The organism is Neorhizobium phenanthreniclasticum (assembly GCF_040066075.1).
Taxonomy (GTDB): Bacteria; Pseudomonadota; Alphaproteobacteria; order Rhizobiales; family Rhizobiaceae; genus Neorhizobium; species Neorhizobium petrolearium.
In genome coordinates, this window is sequence record NZ_JBEAAL010000001.1 from 156,766 (window position 1) to 171,491 (window position 14,726).

A 14,726-nucleotide genomic window follows, 5' to 3' on the forward strand; every position below is an offset into this window, starting at 1 on the left:
TTTCGCCTCAGCGTGACGTAGGCACGTCCCCTCTCCCGCTTGCGGGGAGAGGGTTAGGGTGAGGGGCCAAATAAACCGCATCGACTGGCCTCTATTCCCCCCGCCAGCCGTCCTGATAGGTCACCTTGTCGACGCCGGCGAAACGCGCGATGCGCAGCAATTCAGCTTCCAGCTTTTCCAGTCGTCCGGAGGACGGACGCACACCCTTTTCCAGCCACAACCGCCTGACGTCCAGCGCACCCGTCTTGCGATCGGCCTTCATATCTATGCGCCCGATCATCCGGTTGCCTTCAAGCAGCGGGAAGACGTAATAGCCGTACTGCCGCTTCGGCTCCGGCACGAAAACCTCAATGCGGTAGAAGAAGTTGAAGAGCCGCTCGGCGCGGTCACGATCGCGCAAGAGCGGATCGAAGGGGCTGAGCACCCGCACGCGCGCCGGCGGCTCCGGAATATCGCCGAGGTTCTCGGGGAATCCGGTGAAAGCGAAGGAGGGTCGCGGTTTTCCGCCGTTGGCTGAGGCGATCAGCACCTCCGTCAGTTCGTCACGATGGCTTTTCACCCAGTCCTTGGCCTCGTCCGGCGTCACCAGATCCCAGAAGGCGGCGATCTCGCCGGATGTGGCAAATCCGAGCCTCTTCAGCGCGCTGCGGCAGGCCCAGTCGATGAATTCCTCATGGCTTACGTCCGGCTCATGGTGGTGCGGCGGGATAACCCGTTCCATCAGATCATAGATCTTCTGGAAGTTGGCGCGGCCGGCAATCGCGAGCTTGCCGGTATGCCAGTAATATTCGAGCGCCGTCTTGTTCGGATGCCAGTTCCACCAGCCGCCGGACTTGTGGTCCTCCACCTTCATGTCGCGCGACATGATCGAACCGTTTGCGACGATATGCTGAAACGTTTCTTCGAAGGCTGCGTCGAAACCTTCGCCATGCCATTTTTTCCAGCGCTCGGCGATGATCGGTTCGCGACGGCGGAAGCGATGTTTCCAGTAACGGAAAAGACGCGCCGGAATGATCGACGCGTCGTGTGTCCAGTGCTCGAAAAGGTCACGATCCTTTTCCAGAAGGGCGGTCAGATGCTCCCGCTTGTAGGTCTGGTTGCGCGAGAACAGGATCATGTGATGGGCGCGCTCGACGGTCGCGATACTGTCCACCTGGACGAAGCCCAGATCGTCGATGAGCTGCAGGAGACCTGGCTTGGTGAGCGCGAGGCCGGGCGGCTCGGAAAGCCGCTGCCGTTCGAGGAAGATGTGTCTAGCCTGATCATTCGGAATGAGAATCGCCATGGAAGGTAGACTAGGATGCCGCCGCCTGATATTCAACGTTCATGTTTGGTTCCGAATTCCCCTTGCCCATCATCCGGTTTATAGACCGCTGAAAAAGCGAGGATGAGGCTTGGATATCCGGTTCGAACAGGCAGAAGCGCGCTTCGAGGAACGTATCGTGCTCCATCCGCTGACGCTTTCGCTGACCGAGCGGCGCATCGGCGTGATCGGACTCAACGGTTCCGGCAAGACGACGTTCGCGCGCATGATCAACGGTCTGGTAGCACCATCCGCCGGACGCGTGGTCGTCAACGGGTTCGATACAGTGAAGGACGGCGAGAAGGTGCGGGCCGACGTCGGCTTCATCTTTCAGAACCCGCAGAACCAGATCATCCTGCCGATCCTGAAGGAGGATATCGCGCTCGGGCTCAAACCGCGGAAACTGCCGAAGCAGGCGATAGAGGCTGCCGTCAACGGCATTCTCGCCCGTTTCGGCATCGGCCATCTCGCCGGACGCCGGGCGCACGAGCTTTCCGGCGGCGAATTGCAGCTCGCAGCCCTCGCCTCCGTGCTCGTCACCGAGCCCGGTATCCTCATCATGGACGAACCGACCAATCAGCTCGATTTGAAGAACCGCGACCTCGTGGAACGCACGATCCGCGGCCTCGACGAGAATATCATCGTCATCAGCCATGATCTTTCGCTGATCGCCGATTTCGACCGGGTTCTGCTGTTCCATGAGGGCCGGCTCGCTGCTGATGGACTCCCTGGGGAAATTGTTGCCCGATACCGGGAAATCGCCGCATGAAGACGCTCTATGTCGAGGGCGACACGTTCCTGCACCGGCTTTCGCCGCGGGCAAAGCTCCTCGGGCTTGCGGCAATCAGTTTCCTGCTGTTCCTGATCGATGCGCCCGCTTTTCTTGCTGTTGCCGCTATCCTCGGCGCAGGTGCCTACGCCTCGCTCAGGCTCGGATGGCGGCAATTCTGGCTTCGTTTGCGGGTGATCATGCTGACGATCGTGGTCGTTGCGGTTTTTACCCTCTTTCTCAACAGCTCCGGGCAAGCGCTTGTTGTCCTCCTGCGGCTGACTGGGCTGGCGCTTTTTGCCGCAGCCGTCACAGCGACGACGAACATCGGAGATTTCATCGATGAGATCACGCTGGCCGCCCGCCCACTGGAACGGATCGGTCTTGTTCGGGCGGCCGATATCGGCCTTTCGATCGGCCTTGTGATCCGTTTCGTGCCGGAAATCCTGAACCGCTACCAAGCCATCCGTGACGCACACCACGCCCGTGGGTTGAGGCCGGGGCCATTGACGCTCGTGGTGCCCTTGATCATCCTGACGCTCAGAAACGCCGACGAGATCGCCGCCGCCATCGACGCCCGCGGCATCCGGGCACGAAAATGACATCGTCACGAAGTTGAGGTGAAAACCATGAGCACTCGCGATCTTGTTCTGGCTGCGCTGTTCGCCGCCATCATCGTCGCCCTTGGACTAATTCCGCCGATCATGCTTGGCTTCATTGCGGTGCCGATCACCGCGCAGTCGCTGGGTGTCATGCTGGCGGGTGTCGTGCTGGGCGCCAAAAGGGGCGGTTTCGCGGTCCTTCTCGTCCTGCTTCTCGTCGCAATCGGCCTGCCGGTGCTTTCCGGCGGGCGTGGCGGCCTTGCCACTTTCGCCTCACCCACCGCCGGTTATCTCGTCGGCTGGTGCTTCGCAGCCATCGTCACCGGCTATCTTTCCGAGCGCTTTGTTGACCGCTCGCAGAGCGGCATCGTGCAGATCGCCGGCTTTTTCCTCGCCGCTCTGCTTGGCGGCGTGGTGGTCGATCATGCGTTGGGCATTCTCTATCTCGCCTACGGCATGGGCACCGGGCTTTCGACCGCCTTCATGGGCGATCTCGCCTTCATTCCGGGCGACGTCCTTAAAGCGCTGATCGCGGCTTTTGCCGGCCGGGCAGTCATGGTCGGCTATCCGCTGCTGCCGCAACGGGTCTGATCAGTCCAGGAACTGATAGAACCAATCCCGCAACTCTTCGGGAAGAGCGACCGGCTCTCTGCTTTGCGGATCATGAGCCGTCAACACGACCTCCGCTTCCGCCACGGCCTGATCTTCCCGCACCATATGCACCAGAAAACCTGCGGACTTTCCGCCGATCTTGCTGACGCCGACATGGGTATGCACAAGATCGCCAAGCTTCAGCGGCGAGTGGAAGGTGCAGGTGATCTTGCTCACCGTGAAGATCGGATCGTCCTTGCGGAGTTTGCGGCGGCGCCAGAACTCCGTGACGGCCTCCTCTGCCCGCACGACATAGGCCGACCGGAACATTTCCCCATGCATGTCCACATCGCGGAAGGGCACGCGGAATTCCTGCGATTTGACCGTATCCTTGACCACTACACCCTCTAAGTTGAGAACTTAGCCATGTAAAACCATTCCTTCAATCTAAACAAGCACCGGAACGAAGGCAGGCGGCTTGAAAAAAAGCGGCATCTGCGCCATGTCCAGATCGTCCGCCCCGGATTGCACCTCAAGAGGCCGCCCCATGACCACGCGCCTTTACGAACACCAGATCTTCCTCGAACATCGCACTCCGGAAGGCCATCCCGAGCGTGCCGACCGGCTGCGATCCCTGGCGATCGCGCTTCAGCATCCGAATTTCGACAGGCTTGACCACAGGGAGGCCCCGCAGGCCAACGAGGACGCGGTTCTGCTCGCCCATCCGGAAGAATACCTTCGCGCCGTCATGCGGGAAATCCCCGAAGAAGACATCATTCGCCAGATCGAGGCGGACACCTATGTCAGTCCGAAAAGCCTGCAGGCCGCGCTGACCGCCATCGGCGGGGCGATGGCCGCCGTCGACGACGTCATGTCGGACAAGGTGGACAATGCCTTCGTCGCGGCGCGTCCGCCCGGCCATCACGCCGAAAAAGACAAGGCGATGGGCTTCTGCCTGTTCAACAATGCCGCCATCGCCGCCCGCCATGCACAGCGGACGCACGGGGTCGAGCGGGTCGCAATCGTCGATTGGGACGTGCATCACGGCAACGGTACGCAGGACATCTTCTGGAACGATCCCTCCGTGCTGTTCTGCTCCACGCATCAGATGCCGCTTTACCCCGGCACCGGCGCCGTGGACGAAACCGGCGAGAAGAACAATGTTGTCAATGCGCCCCTCTCGCCCAACAACGGGAGCGAGCATTTTCGTGACGCCTTCAAGAGCCGGGTGCTTCCGGCGCTTGAAAACTTCCGGCCGGACTTCATCATCATCTCGGCCGGCTTCGATGCCCATCACCGTGACCCGCTGGCGCAGATCAACCTTGTCGGCGACGATTTCGACTGGGCAACCGGACGCGTCATGGAGATTGCGGGCAAATATGCCAACAACCGGGTCGTCAGCCTGCTCGAGGGCGGATATGATCTTGAAGGTCTGGCCGAATCGGCCGGCATGCACATTATGAGACTGATGAGAGGATAGGAATGACCGAGAACAACGAATCCATCGATGTAAGCGGCTATTCCTTCGAGAAGGCCGTCGCCGAACTGGAAAGCATCGTCGCACGGCTGGAACGCGGCGACGTGGCGCTCGACGAATCCATCGCCATCTACGAGCGCGGCGAAGCGCTGAAAAAGCATTGCGAGGCCCTTTTGACCGCCGCCGAGAACCGCATCGAGAAAATCCGCCTCGACCGCGCCGGCAAGCCGCAGAGCGTCGAACCGCTCGACGGCGAGTAGTCTCGATTTACCACGAAAGTCGTACGACCCCCGCCATGATCAGGTCACAAAGCGATTGACGCACCGTGACCGCCTCCCCATGATAGCTGCCATTCGAATGGTTGCCTTGGGAGGAACAAATCGTGATGTTTGGCGTGAAATCCAGCAAAATCAATCTCATGTTCGCCGCGACACTGGCTGTCTCGACGGCCTTTTCGGCGGTCGGCGCGAAAGCTGCAGAATTCATCAACGTGCTGACCGGCGGCACGTCCGGCGTTTACTATCCGCTCGGCGTGGCGCTTTCGGAGATCTATGGCCAGGGTATCAAGGACGCCCGCACCCAGGTGCAGGCCACCAAGGCATCTGTCGAGAACCTCAACCTCTTGCAGGCAGGCCGTGGCGAAATCGCCTTCTCGCTCGGCGATTCCGTCCAGGCGGCATGGGAGGGTAATACCGAGGCCGGTTTCCCCGGCAAGCTGGACAAGCTGCGCGGCATCGCCGCCATCTATCCCAACTATATCCAGGTCGTGGCGAGCGCCGATTCCGGCGTGAAGACGCTGGCCGACCTCAAAGGCAAGAGCCTGTCCGTGGGCGCTCCGAAATCCGGCACCGAGCTCAATGCACGCGCCATTTTCGAGGCCGCCGGCATGTCCTACAAGGACCTCGGCAAGACCGAATATCTGCCGTTCGCCGAATCCGTGGAACTCATCAAGAACCGCCAGTTGGATGCGACGCTTCAATCCGCCGGCCTCGGCGTGGCCTCGATCCGCGACCTCGCCACATCACTGAAAATCAATGTCGTGACCATCCCGAAGGCGGAAGTCGAGAAGATCGGCGCTCCCTATATTCCGGCCGTCATTCCCGCCGGCACCTATGAGGGCCAGACCGCCGAGGTGGAAACTGCGGCCGTCGGCAACTTCCTCATCACCCATTCGGGCGTATCGGACGAAACCGCCTACCAGTTGACGAAGCTGCTCTTTGAAAACCTGCCGAAGCTGACCGCCGCGCATGCCGCCGCCAAGGCGATCGACCCGAAGAAGGCCCTCGACGGCATGCCAGTGCCGCTGCATCCCGGCGCCGAGCGCTATTACAAGGAAATCGGCCTCATGAAGTGATTTCGGCTTGAGGGGCAATCGCCCCTCATCCGGTCGTCACCACCTTCTCCCCGCCTGCGGGGAGAAGGACTTATGCCGCAACGCATCCACCTCTCCTCGATGGCCCTGGGCACGTCCCCCTCCCCGCGAGCAGGGAGAGGGTTGGGGTGAGGGGCAACGGAAATTCCGGAGTAACGATGTCCGAATCCACAATACCGCAGCACCAGAACGGGCCGCATTCGGCTGAAGAAGCGATCGAGGGCTTGCCGGCCGGTTTCGGCGAAGGGATCACTGGACGCCTTGCCTTCTGGATCGCATTTGCCTTCACACTCTTCCAGCTCTGGACCGCGGCTTATGGTACACTTGCAAGCCAGATCGTGCGCGCCATGCATGTGGGCTTCCTGCTTCTCCTGGGTTTCGCGCTGTTCGGCAATCTCGTCGCCAAGACCGCAGCCGGGAAAATCTGGTTCTGGGCGCTCGGTGTTCTCGGCTTCCTTACCGGCGTCTACAATTGGGTATTCTATGAGGATCTGATCCAGAGAAGCGGATTTCTCACCACCCCGGACCTGATCGTCGGCACCGTGCTGATCGTGCTCGTCTTTGAAGGCGCGCGACGCCTTATGGGACTGCCGCTGACGATCATCGCCGCCATTTTCCTGGCCTATTGCTTCTTCGGCCAGTACATGCCCGGCCCCTTCGTGCATCGCGGCTACGATTTCGAGCAGATCATCGAGAATTTCGCCTACGGTACCGAGGGCATATATGGCACGCCGATCTACGTTTCTGCCGCCTATATCTTCATCTTCGTCGTATTTGCCGCCTTCCTGGAAAAGGCAGGGATGCTCAACCTGTTCAATGATTTCGCGCTCGGCCTCGTGGGTACGTGGCGCGGCGGGCCTGCCCAGGTCTGCGTCATGTCGTCGGCGCTGATGGGTACGATCTCCGGCTCCGGTGTCGCCAACGTCGTTGCGTCAGGCCAGTTCACCATCCCGCTGATGAAGCGCTTCGGTTTCCGCTCGGCTTTTGCCGGTGGCGTGGAGGCGACCTCTTCCATGGGCGGACAGATCATGCCGCCTGTCATGGGCGCCGTCGCATTCATCATGGCCGAAACGCTGAACGTCTCCTATGCGGAGATCGTCAAGGCGGCGGTCATCCCGGCGATCCTTTATTTCGGCGCCTGTTTCTGGATGGTTTTCCTCGAAGCCGGCAAAGCCGGCCTCAAAGGCATGAACAGGGCCGAATTGCCGAACCCTTGGGCAGCCGTGAAGGAACACTGGCCGCTCATCCTGCCGCTCGCCGCGCTCGTCTACCTTCTCTTCGCCGGTTATACGCCGATCTTCGCCGGCACGATGGGGTTGGCCCTGGTTGCGGTTCTCGTCCTCGGCATGCCGCTGGCAGCAAGCATCGGGCCGTTCGCCTTCCGCCTCGTCTTCTGGGTCCTGCTCGGTCTCGCCGCGGCGTCATTCCTGCGCTACGGGGTGAATTTCCTGGCAATCGTCATCCTGGCGCTCATCGCGGGCTGCATTTTCGCGAAGGGCGGTCGGGAGACGCTTGCCCTCTGCCGCGACGCCATGGCTGAAGGCGCCAAGAATGCACTTCCGGTCGGGATTGCCTGCGCCATCGTCGGAATCGTCATCGGCACATTGACACTCACCGGCATCGCATCGACCTTCATCGGTGCGATCATCCGCATCGGCGAACAGCATCTCTTCCTGTCGCTGGTGCTGACGATGATCACCTGCCTCATTCTCGGCATGGGCATCCCGACCATTCCGAACTACATCATCACGTCGTCGCTTGCGGGCCCTGCCCTGCTCGAACTCGGCGTGCCGCTGATCGTCAGCCACATGTTCGTCTTCTATTTCGGCATCATGGCGGACCTCACCCCGCCTGTGGCACTCGCCTGTTTCGCGGCCGCGCCGATGGCCAAGACATCCGGCCTGAAGATATCCATCGAGGCTTCGAAACTGGCAACGTCCGGCTTCGTCGTGCCTTTCATGGCCGTCTATACGCCGGCTTTGATGCTGCAGGATCCGGGAGCCATTGCCGCCGCATGGGGCTATCCGGTCGAGGTGGCTTATCTCTTCCTGAAAGCCTGCTTCGGCATCGCACTTTGGGGAACGGCCGTCGTCGGTTTCCTGTTCGCCCGCATGGCGATCTGGGAGAGGCTTCTTGCCTTTGCCGCCGGCGCGAGCCTCGTGATGGCGCTTCCCTGGACCGACGAACTCGGGTGGGCGATCGGCATCGTCCTCGTCGCACAGCACTGGTGGCGGAACCGCAACGCCCCGGCGGCTCCTGAGCTGTTATGAGCCTCTGCATCCTGGCGGGCGGCAAAGTAACGGCGCTCGCCGTGTCGCTCTTTTCGCTCTCCTGGACGCATTCGGTGCAGAAGACCGAATGGCGCGAGACCTGGGCCGTGACGGACAGGGGGCTCGAAATCCGCGAGGCTGCCATCAAGGGTTCGGGCGCCGGCATGGAGCCCGGCCCGGATGCGGTCCTGCGCGGCGGCTGGTGGGTTTGGCATCCGGCGCTGGCGCCGCAGAAGCGCGTCTCGCTCGCTGCGTCGGGCATGACGCCCAGCGCATGGCGGCTCTGCCATGAAGGTGGATGCATGGAACTGGGGGCGAAGGCGGGGGATGAGGTGGTGCTGAGCGGGTGCCCCTGATAATCAAAAGGAAATAACAGTACGGATTTCGTCGTAACCAGCATGCAATCCGGTTTCATCCTGCTCAATCAGACCAGCCCGGCCCAAGATTTCCACATCTTCATGGACGCGCCGGTAATCCCGGCCAAGGGCTCGTGCCAGAGCCGCCACGCTTACCTGCGGATGCTCATGCAAATAACGCAGCAGCTCCAGCCGCTTGCCGGTCATCGCACTGGAGAATGCATCCCAAGTGACAAAGGTCAGGTGATCTTCCGAGACCGCCTCGCCTCTCTCCGCCCGATGCCAGGCATCCGCTACGCGTTTTGCGACATTATCAAAGGAGCCGCCGATATGCAGTTCGATATCCTTGCTCATATCTTCTCTCCTCTCAGCGCCTCGACATCCCGGCGGAAATCCGCCAGCAATTGCTTGATCGAGACAAATTGATAACCTTCCTCCCGACTGCCATGGTGTCGGTGATCACCCTTGCCACGCTCGTTATCGTAACCGACTAGCCGCTCGCCGGGACGACCGTAGAACAGGGAATATTTCAAGAAATGTTCTGACGGAGGCACCTTCTTCGGCACCCGCCAAACCCTGATCTCCAAAATCGCTCCGTCGCCAAAGACGATGCGTTCACGGATGATCCTCTCAGCTTTCATAGAAGGCTTATGACATACAATGCCATATGACGTCAATCGTCATAGGAGATACGGTTGTTTGTAGTCCCGCTTCCGCGCTAGATTCCATTCACATCAGATGGAGACTAGCCATGTCCTTCTTTCCCGGAAAAGACCCGGTCGCGGGTGATGCTTTCGCCTGCGATGCGATCGAAAACCTGATCATCCCGCGCACCAGCGATATCGGCGGCTTTGCCGTACGGCGCGCACTGCCGAGCCGTCAGCGGAGGCTGGTCGGGCCGTTCATCTTCTTCGACCGGATGGGACCGGCTCTGCTTCGCGCTGACGAGGCGCTGAACGTCAAGCCGCATCCGCATATCGGGCTTTCCACCGTCACCTATCTCTTCGACGGCGAAATCAAGCATCGCGACAGTCTCGGCACGGAACTCGTCATCCGCCCTGGCGACATCAACCTGATGACCGCCGGCCGCGGCATCGTGCATTCGGAGCGCACCCCGGAAAACCTGCGCGGCCATCCGCAATCGGTCTCCGGCCTGCAGACTTGGCTGGCGCTGCCGGATAACAGGGAAGAGATCGACCCGACGTTTGATCACACCGGCAAAGAGATGATGCCACTGATCGATGCGGACGGCATAAAGGGCCGCGTGGTGATCGGCGCCTTCGAAGGCCTCACGTCCCCGGTCTCGACCTTTACCGATACGCTCTATGTCGATCTGCGGCTTGATGCCGGTATACGCTTTCCCTTTGCGGCCGCGCATGAGGAACGGGCGGTCTATATCCTCTCGGGCGAGCTCGTCGTCGCAGGCGACCGTTTCGCGGCCGACCAGCTTCTCGTCTTCCGGCCCGGCGACGCGATCACGCTGGACGCGGGACTTCAGGGCTGTCACCTGATGCTGTTCGGCGGAGCGGCGCTCAATTCCAAGCGCTATATCTGGTGGAATTTCGTTTCTTCCTCCAGGGAGCGGATCGAAAAGGCGAAGGAGGAATGGCGCACGGGCCACTTTGACATCGTACCGGGCGACGAGGAAGAGTTTGTCCCCTTGCCCACAGCCTAAAATCGATTAGAAACCTGTGATAGGACAACTTGAAAAAGCCTGTTTTCTTCTCATCTTGTGGAAGGACAGACTTCCGGACAAGAGCAGAAAAGGCCACAATCCGTGACATCAATGCCCTCCACGCCGTTGCTCGACAAGGTCAATCTTCCTTCCGACCTTCGCGCAATCGATGACCGCGACCTGACGCAGCTTGCACGCGAAGTGCGCGACGAGATGATCGATGCCGTGTCGCGCACCGGCGGGCATCTGGGCGCGGGTCTCGGCGTCGTGGAACTGACGATCGCCATCCACAAGGTGTTCAATACGCCGGACGACCGGCTGATCTTCGATGTCGGGCACCAGTGCTACCCGCACAAGATCCTGACCGGCCGGCGCGACCGCATCCGCACCTTGCGGCAGGAAAACGGGCTTTCCGGCTTCACGCGGAGGGCTGAAAGCGAATACGACCCGTTCGGCGCAGCGCATTCCTCCACCTCGATCTCGGCCGGCCTCGGCATGGCGGTGGCCGCCGATCTTTCCGGCTCGAAGCGCAATGTGATCGCCGTCATCGGCGATGGCGCGATGTCCGCCGGCATGGCCTATGAGGCGCTCAACAATGCCGGCGCGCTCGATGCCCGGCTGATCGTCATCCTCAACGACAACGACATGTCGATCGCCCCCCCGACGGGTGCGATGAGCGCCTATCTGGCACGGCTCGCTTCCGGCCGGACCTATATGGGTTTCCGCGAGCTCGGCAAGAAGCTGACCGCCTATCTCGGCCACGGGATCGATAAGGCCATTACCCGGGCCGTCGAGCATGCCCGCGGCTACGTGACCGGCGGCACCATGTTCGAGGAAATGGGCTTCTACCATATCGGCCCGATCGACGGACATTCCTTCGACCATCTCCTGCCGGTGCTGCGCAACGTGCGCGACAATGCCCGCGGTCCGGTGCTGATCCATGTCGTCACGCAAAAGGGCAAGGGTTATGCGCCGGCGGAAGCGGCCGCCGACAAATATCACGGCGTCAACAAGTTCGACGTCATCACCGGCGCCCAGGCGAAATCGAAGCCGAACGCACCAAGCTACACCAGTGTTTTCGCCGAGGCCCTGGTGCAGGAGGCGGGCTTCGACGATAAGATCGTCGGGATTACCGCCGCCATGCCGAACGGCACCGGCATCGACAAGCTGGCGGAGGCCTTTCCCACCCGTACCTTCGACGTCGGCATTGCCGAGCAGCATGCCGTCACTTTCGCGGCCGGCCTTGCGGCGGAAGGCTTCAAGCCGTTCTGCGCTCTCTATTCCACCTTCCTGCAGCGAGGTTACGACCAGGTCGTCCACGACGTGGCGATCCAGGGACTGCCTGTGCGTTTTCCCATCGATCGTGCCGGTTTCGTCGGCGCGGACGGGCCGACCCATGCGGGCTCGTTCGACACGACGTTCCTTGCGACGCTTCCGGGCATGGTGGTGATGGCGGCGGCCGACGAGGCAGAGCTCAAACACATGGTGCGCACCGCCGCCGCCTATGACGAAGGCCCGATTTCTTTCCGCTATCCGCGTGGCGAAGGTGTCGGTGTCGAGCTGCCGGAGCGTGGCCAGATTCTTGAGATCGGCAGGGGCCGGATCATGAAACAGGGGGCGAAGGTAGCGCTGCTCTCCTTCGGCACCCGGCTCAAGGACTGTCTGCTGGCAGCCGAGGACCTCGATGCCGCGGGGCTCTCCACGACGGTCGCGGATGCGCGCTTTGCAAAGCCTCTGGATCGCGACCTGATCCGCCAGCTCGCCCGCCACCACGAAGTGCTGATCACGATCGAGGAAGGTTCGGTCGGCGGCTTCGGCAGCCACACGCTGCAGTTTCTCGCCACCGAGGGCCTACTCGACAGCGGGCTGAAAATCCGCTCCTTGGCTCTGCCGGACATCTGGATGCAGCAGGCAAGCCCGGATGTTATGTATGCGAAGGCAGGCCTCGATCGCGCCGGAATCGTCTCGACCGTGTTCCAGGCGCTCGGCCAGACCCGGATCGGCGTCGGCTTCGCAGGGTGACGTCGCCGGTCCTCAGTTCCGCTCGCCCTTGATCATCATGTCGAACTGCACGACGTTGGAATAGATCGGCGTGCCGACATCCATGGCATAGCGCGAACGAAAGATCCTGCCGCTGACGTTGAAGGCGATCATGCGGCCGTTCCATGCCGTCAACGTCACATCGAAACTCTCCGACATGCTGCGTCCCTTGGCGGTCAGCGTGCCGGTAATACGGGCGCTATCCGGCCCCGTCTGCTCCACGTGTTCGGAGCGGAACGAGATCGTGTCGAATTGACTGGAATCGAAAACCGCCCCCGAGCGCAGGAAGGCATCGATACGATCCTGGCCGGTCATGACGCTTTCAGGCTTCAGCTCGAAACTCACCATGGAATGAGCAAGATCGCCGGCCTTCAGATTGAAGGTGCCGGAAAACTTGCCGAACTTGCCCTTGATGCCGCCGCCGCCAACCTGACCGACGCTGAAGGCGATGCTCGAACCGGGCGTAATGGCATAACGACCGGCGGCCTCGGCAAGGCTCGGAACCTCGACGGCCGACTGGCCGTCCTGTGGAAACGACGCAGCGAAAAGCAATGCGGTGAACAAGACTGTCTTGCGGGTCATGACCGCCACTCCCTGATGGATGTTTTAACTGGATGACGCCGGCCTCCGAATATACGGGTCAGCACATCGTCGTGCCGGCGATAATGGTGGTAAAGCGCGGCACCTGAATGCAGGAACACCAGCGCCAGCGTGGAATAGGCAAGCACGGCGTGGGCCGTCGTCCACCAGGCTTCAGCCGCGTCCGATTTCGGCACCGGCAGATGCGGGACGACGACGAGGTTGAAGGCGAATGTCGGAATTTCCAGGGGCGAGACCGAAGCGATCATCCAACCAGCCAGAGGAACTGCAACCGCGAGCACCAACAGCACATGGTGCATCATCTTTGCGGCGCGGTGTTCGAGCGGACTCATGCCGGCTGCCGGCCTTACCCGAACCAGCGCCAGTGAATGGATGAGGCGGATTGCGGCAAGCAGTAGCGCCAGGATGCCGAATGACTTGTGCCACTGGAAAAGCGAGAATTGCAGGCCCGGATCGATGGACGGCCGGGTCAAGACGAAACCAAGCACGATCAGGCCGAGAATGATAAGGGCGATCAGCCAATGCAGGATGATCGTAAGGGGATTGTAACGATCGGCAGGATGACGCATGACCGGCTTTCCGGAAATTTCATGCTTCAATCATCCTCCTCAACGAGCGCCCCAGCAAATCGCGAACGATCACGCCGCTTCAACAGTCGCTGAGATTATCGGTCTGCAGCCGCCAGGAAGAGGATGTGCAGGTCTTTTTCCGGAGAGAAATCCTGTGCCTTCACCTCGAAGGTGGTCGGATCGGTTTTCTTGACCCCGCTGCCGCAAAAGCTGACGTAGTCCTGCGGCTGGCCCTTGTCGATCGTCAGCTTGAACTTGCCGATCGGGCCGCTCCAGTTGGCGCCGGTCGTCAGGATATAGGAGACCCACTGCTCGGTATAATTCGGTCCCGACCTGCTGGCCGCAGCCTCGAGCTTCGCCGCCGTCTTCATGAAGGCGCTGTCTATGCAATAGCGTTCGACATACTCCTTGTAAGTCGCGCCCGGCTTTCCCTGGTCGATGAAACTCATGGCCACCGTGCCGCCAACGCTCGGCTTGTAACGATGGCTTACGCGCACCGGTTTGCCGGCCGGAAACACCGTCTTCCACCAATATACGGAGCGAAGGGTCCAGGCAGGCCGCAAGTCCTCCTGCCACCCCTGGCCCGCATCATAGCGATCCACGTAGATGAGACCTTCGGCGATCCACTCGGCCTTCACGTCCTCCGGCAGGCTCTTGAGCGCGGCGAACGTCTTTTCGCTATAGGGGAGAAGCGGAATGTTACGGGCGAGAAGTTCATCGGTGCGGTCGATGCCTGCCGCGATCACCCGCTGCTGCAGTTCCGGCTTGATCTGCCTACTATCCTGCACGACCGAAAAACCGAGGAAATTATCACTTTCGACGTCGTCAAGGGCGATGTCGCTTTCCAGACTGCCGACGATATCCGGCATCGGGAAGGCGACGACGCTTTCAATATCCTTGTCGCCGGTATTCCTGAAGACGTAGTCGACCAGCACCTCTTCGCGGGAGATGTAAAGATCTTCCTCCTCCATCGCGACATCGGAGGTCTGGACGTAGATCAGCCCGCCGGCCCCCAACTCTGCCATCGAGTCATTGGCGAGTGCCTGGGGTGTCGAGAGCAACAACCCGCCGATCAGCAAAGTCCAGCGCATATGATCCCTTC

General features: G+C 61.0%; 17 protein-coding genes. 10 read left to right on the plus strand and 7 right to left on the minus strand.

Features of this window, described 5'->3' with window-relative positions:
• Positions 1-91: 91 nt before the first annotated feature.
• Positions 92-1,285, minus strand: a complete 1,194-nt coding sequence (locus tag ABK249_RS00775; protein WP_348861929.1) for a winged helix-turn-helix domain-containing protein — start codon at positions 1,283-1,285, stop codon at positions 92-94.
• 109 nt (positions 1,286-1,394) lie between these two features.
• Between ABK249_RS00775 and ABK249_RS00780 the strand changes: the two genes are divergently transcribed.
• The 3 genes from ABK249_RS00780 to ABK249_RS00790 are packed head-to-tail and all read left to right on the plus strand — an operon-like array spanning position 1,395 to position 3,265.
• Positions 1,395-2,072, plus strand: coding sequence for an energy-coupling factor ABC transporter ATP-binding protein (locus ABK249_RS00780; RefSeq protein ID WP_348861930.1), 678 nt, complete (start codon positions 1,395-1,397; stop codon positions 2,070-2,072).
• On the plus strand, positions 2,069-2,674 hold the full coding sequence (locus ABK249_RS00785) for an energy-coupling factor transporter transmembrane component T family protein (RefSeq protein WP_348861931.1): 606 nt from the start codon (positions 2,069-2,071) through the stop codon (positions 2,672-2,674). The genes ABK249_RS00780 and ABK249_RS00785 overlap by 4 nt, the downstream gene beginning before the upstream one ends.
• Positions 2,675-2,701: 27 nt before the next feature.
• Positions 2,702-3,265 carry a biotin transporter BioY gene (locus ABK249_RS00790; RefSeq protein ID WP_348861932.1) on the plus strand — a complete coding sequence of 188 codons (564 nt, stop codon included), beginning with the start codon at positions 2,702-2,704 and terminating at the stop codon, positions 3,263-3,265.
• Here the strand turns inward: ABK249_RS00790 and ABK249_RS00795 are convergent, their stop codons facing one another.
• Positions 3,266-3,664 carry an acyl-CoA thioesterase gene (locus tag ABK249_RS00795; RefSeq protein WP_037158199.1) on the minus strand — a complete coding sequence of 133 codons (399 nt, stop codon included), beginning with the start codon at positions 3,662-3,664 and terminating at the stop codon, positions 3,266-3,268. It abuts the gene before it with no gap.
• A gap of 148 nt (positions 3,665-3,812) precedes the next feature.
• Between ABK249_RS00795 and ABK249_RS00800 the strand changes: the two genes are divergently transcribed.
• From ABK249_RS00800 to ABK249_RS00820, 5 genes are all read left to right on the plus strand, one after another.
• Positions 3,813-4,745 carry a histone deacetylase family protein gene (locus ABK249_RS00800; RefSeq protein WP_348861933.1) on the plus strand — a complete coding sequence of 311 codons (933 nt, stop codon included), beginning with the start codon at positions 3,813-3,815 and terminating at the stop codon, positions 4,743-4,745.
• A gap of 2 nt (positions 4,746-4,747) precedes the next feature.
• On the plus strand, positions 4,748-5,002 hold the full coding sequence (locus ABK249_RS00805; protein ID WP_037158205.1) for an exodeoxyribonuclease VII small subunit: 255 nt from the start codon (positions 4,748-4,750) through the stop codon (positions 5,000-5,002).
• Positions 5,003-5,160: 158 nt separating this feature from the next.
• A complete protein-coding gene (locus ABK249_RS00810) occupies positions 5,161-6,096 on the plus strand; it encodes a TAXI family TRAP transporter solute-binding subunit (protein ID WP_348862307.1) in 936 nt (311 codons plus the stop codon).
• 176 nt (positions 6,097-6,272) lie between these two features.
• A complete protein-coding gene (locus ABK249_RS00815; protein ID WP_348861934.1) occupies positions 6,273-8,384 on the plus strand; it encodes a TRAP transporter permease in 2,112 nt (703 codons plus the stop codon).
• Positions 8,381-8,740 carry a DUF1850 domain-containing protein gene (locus ABK249_RS00820; protein WP_348861935.1) on the plus strand — a complete coding sequence of 120 codons (360 nt, stop codon included), beginning with the start codon at positions 8,381-8,383 and terminating at the stop codon, positions 8,738-8,740. The genes ABK249_RS00815 and ABK249_RS00820 overlap by 4 nt, the downstream gene beginning before the upstream one ends.
• Before the next feature lie 3 nt (positions 8,741-8,743).
• Here the strand turns inward: ABK249_RS00820 and ABK249_RS00825 are convergent, their stop codons facing one another.
• Complete coding sequence (locus tag ABK249_RS00825) at positions 8,744-9,094, minus strand: HVO_A0114 family putative DNA-binding protein (protein WP_348861937.1); 351 nt, start codon at positions 9,092-9,094, stop codon at positions 8,744-8,746.
• Positions 9,091-9,381: a toxin-antitoxin system TumE family protein gene (locus tag ABK249_RS00830; protein ID WP_348861938.1), complete on the minus strand. Its 291-nt coding sequence runs from the start codon at positions 9,379-9,381 to the stop codon at positions 9,091-9,093. Before ABK249_RS00830 ends, ABK249_RS00825 begins: the two co-directional genes overlap by 4 nt.
• 110 nt (positions 9,382-9,491) lie before the next feature.
• On the opposite strand from ABK249_RS00830, the gene ABK249_RS00835 reads away from it, so the two are divergent.
• Positions 9,492-10,415 carry a pirin family protein gene (locus ABK249_RS00835; RefSeq protein WP_037158235.1) on the plus strand — a complete coding sequence of 308 codons (924 nt, stop codon included), beginning with the start codon at positions 9,492-9,494 and terminating at the stop codon, positions 10,413-10,415.
• 102 nt (positions 10,416-10,517) lie between these two features.
• Positions 10,518-12,437 (plus strand): 1-deoxy-D-xylulose-5-phosphate synthase, encoded by a 1,920-nt coding sequence (dxs, locus tag ABK249_RS00840; RefSeq protein WP_037158237.1) that lies wholly within the window; start codon positions 10,518-10,520, stop codon positions 12,435-12,437.
• A gap of 12 nt (positions 12,438-12,449) precedes the next feature.
• Here the strand turns inward: dxs and ABK249_RS00845 are convergent, their stop codons facing one another.
• The 3 genes from ABK249_RS00845 to ABK249_RS00855 form a co-directional block, all read right to left on the minus strand.
• On the minus strand, positions 12,450-13,037 hold the full coding sequence (locus ABK249_RS00845; protein ID WP_037158241.1) for a YceI family protein: 588 nt from the start codon (positions 13,035-13,037) through the stop codon (positions 12,450-12,452).
• Entirely contained in the window at positions 13,034-13,654 is a 621-nt protein-coding gene (locus ABK249_RS00850; RefSeq protein ID WP_244446971.1) for a cytochrome b, read from the minus strand. Before ABK249_RS00850 ends, ABK249_RS00845 begins: the two co-directional genes overlap by 4 nt.
• 65 nt (positions 13,655-13,719) lie before the next feature.
• The gene (locus ABK249_RS00855) at positions 13,720-14,715 is read right to left on the minus strand and encodes a DUF4424 domain-containing protein (protein ID WP_348861939.1); all 996 of its coding nucleotides are present in this window, start codon (positions 14,713-14,715) and stop codon (positions 13,720-13,722) included.
• Positions 14,716-14,726: the final 11 nt, after the last annotated feature.

Coding starts and splice junctions, on each gene's coding strand:
- ABK249_RS00775 (WP_348861929.1), bottom strand. CDS start 1,285: ATGGCGATTCTCATTCCGAATGATCAGGCTAGACACATCTTCCTCGAA.
- ABK249_RS00785 (WP_348861931.1), top strand. CDS start 2,069: ATGAAGACGCTCTATGTCGAGGGCGACACGTTCCTGCACCGGCTTTCG.
- ABK249_RS00790 (WP_348861932.1), top strand. CDS start 2,702: ATGAGCACTCGCGATCTTGTTCTGGCTGCGCTGTTCGCCGCCATCATC.
- ABK249_RS00800 (WP_348861933.1), top strand. CDS start 3,813: ATGACCACGCGCCTTTACGAACACCAGATCTTCCTCGAACATCGCACT.
- ABK249_RS00805 (WP_037158205.1), top strand. CDS start 4,748: ATGACCGAGAACAACGAATCCATCGATGTAAGCGGCTATTCCTTCGAG.
- ABK249_RS00810 (WP_348862307.1), top strand. CDS start 5,161: ATGTTCGCCGCGACACTGGCTGTCTCGACGGCCTTTTCGGCGGTCGGC.
- ABK249_RS00815 (WP_348861934.1), top strand. CDS start 6,273: ATGTCCGAATCCACAATACCGCAGCACCAGAACGGGCCGCATTCGGCT.
- ABK249_RS00820 (WP_348861935.1), top strand. CDS start 8,381: ATGAGCCTCTGCATCCTGGCGGGCGGCAAAGTAACGGCGCTCGCCGTG.
- ABK249_RS00825 (WP_348861937.1), bottom strand. CDS start 9,094: ATGAGCAAGGATATCGAACTGCATATCGGCGGCTCCTTTGATAATGTC.
- ABK249_RS00830 (WP_348861938.1), bottom strand. CDS start 9,381: ATGAAAGCTGAGAGGATCATCCGTGAACGCATCGTCTTTGGCGACGGA.
- ABK249_RS00835 (WP_037158235.1), top strand. CDS start 9,492: ATGTCCTTCTTTCCCGGAAAAGACCCGGTCGCGGGTGATGCTTTCGCC.
- ABK249_RS00845 (WP_037158241.1), bottom strand. CDS start 13,037: ATGACCCGCAAGACAGTCTTGTTCACCGCATTGCTTTTCGCTGCGTCG.
- ABK249_RS00855 (WP_348861939.1), bottom strand. CDS start 14,715: ATGCGCTGGACTTTGCTGATCGGCGGGTTGTTGCTCTCGACACCCCAG.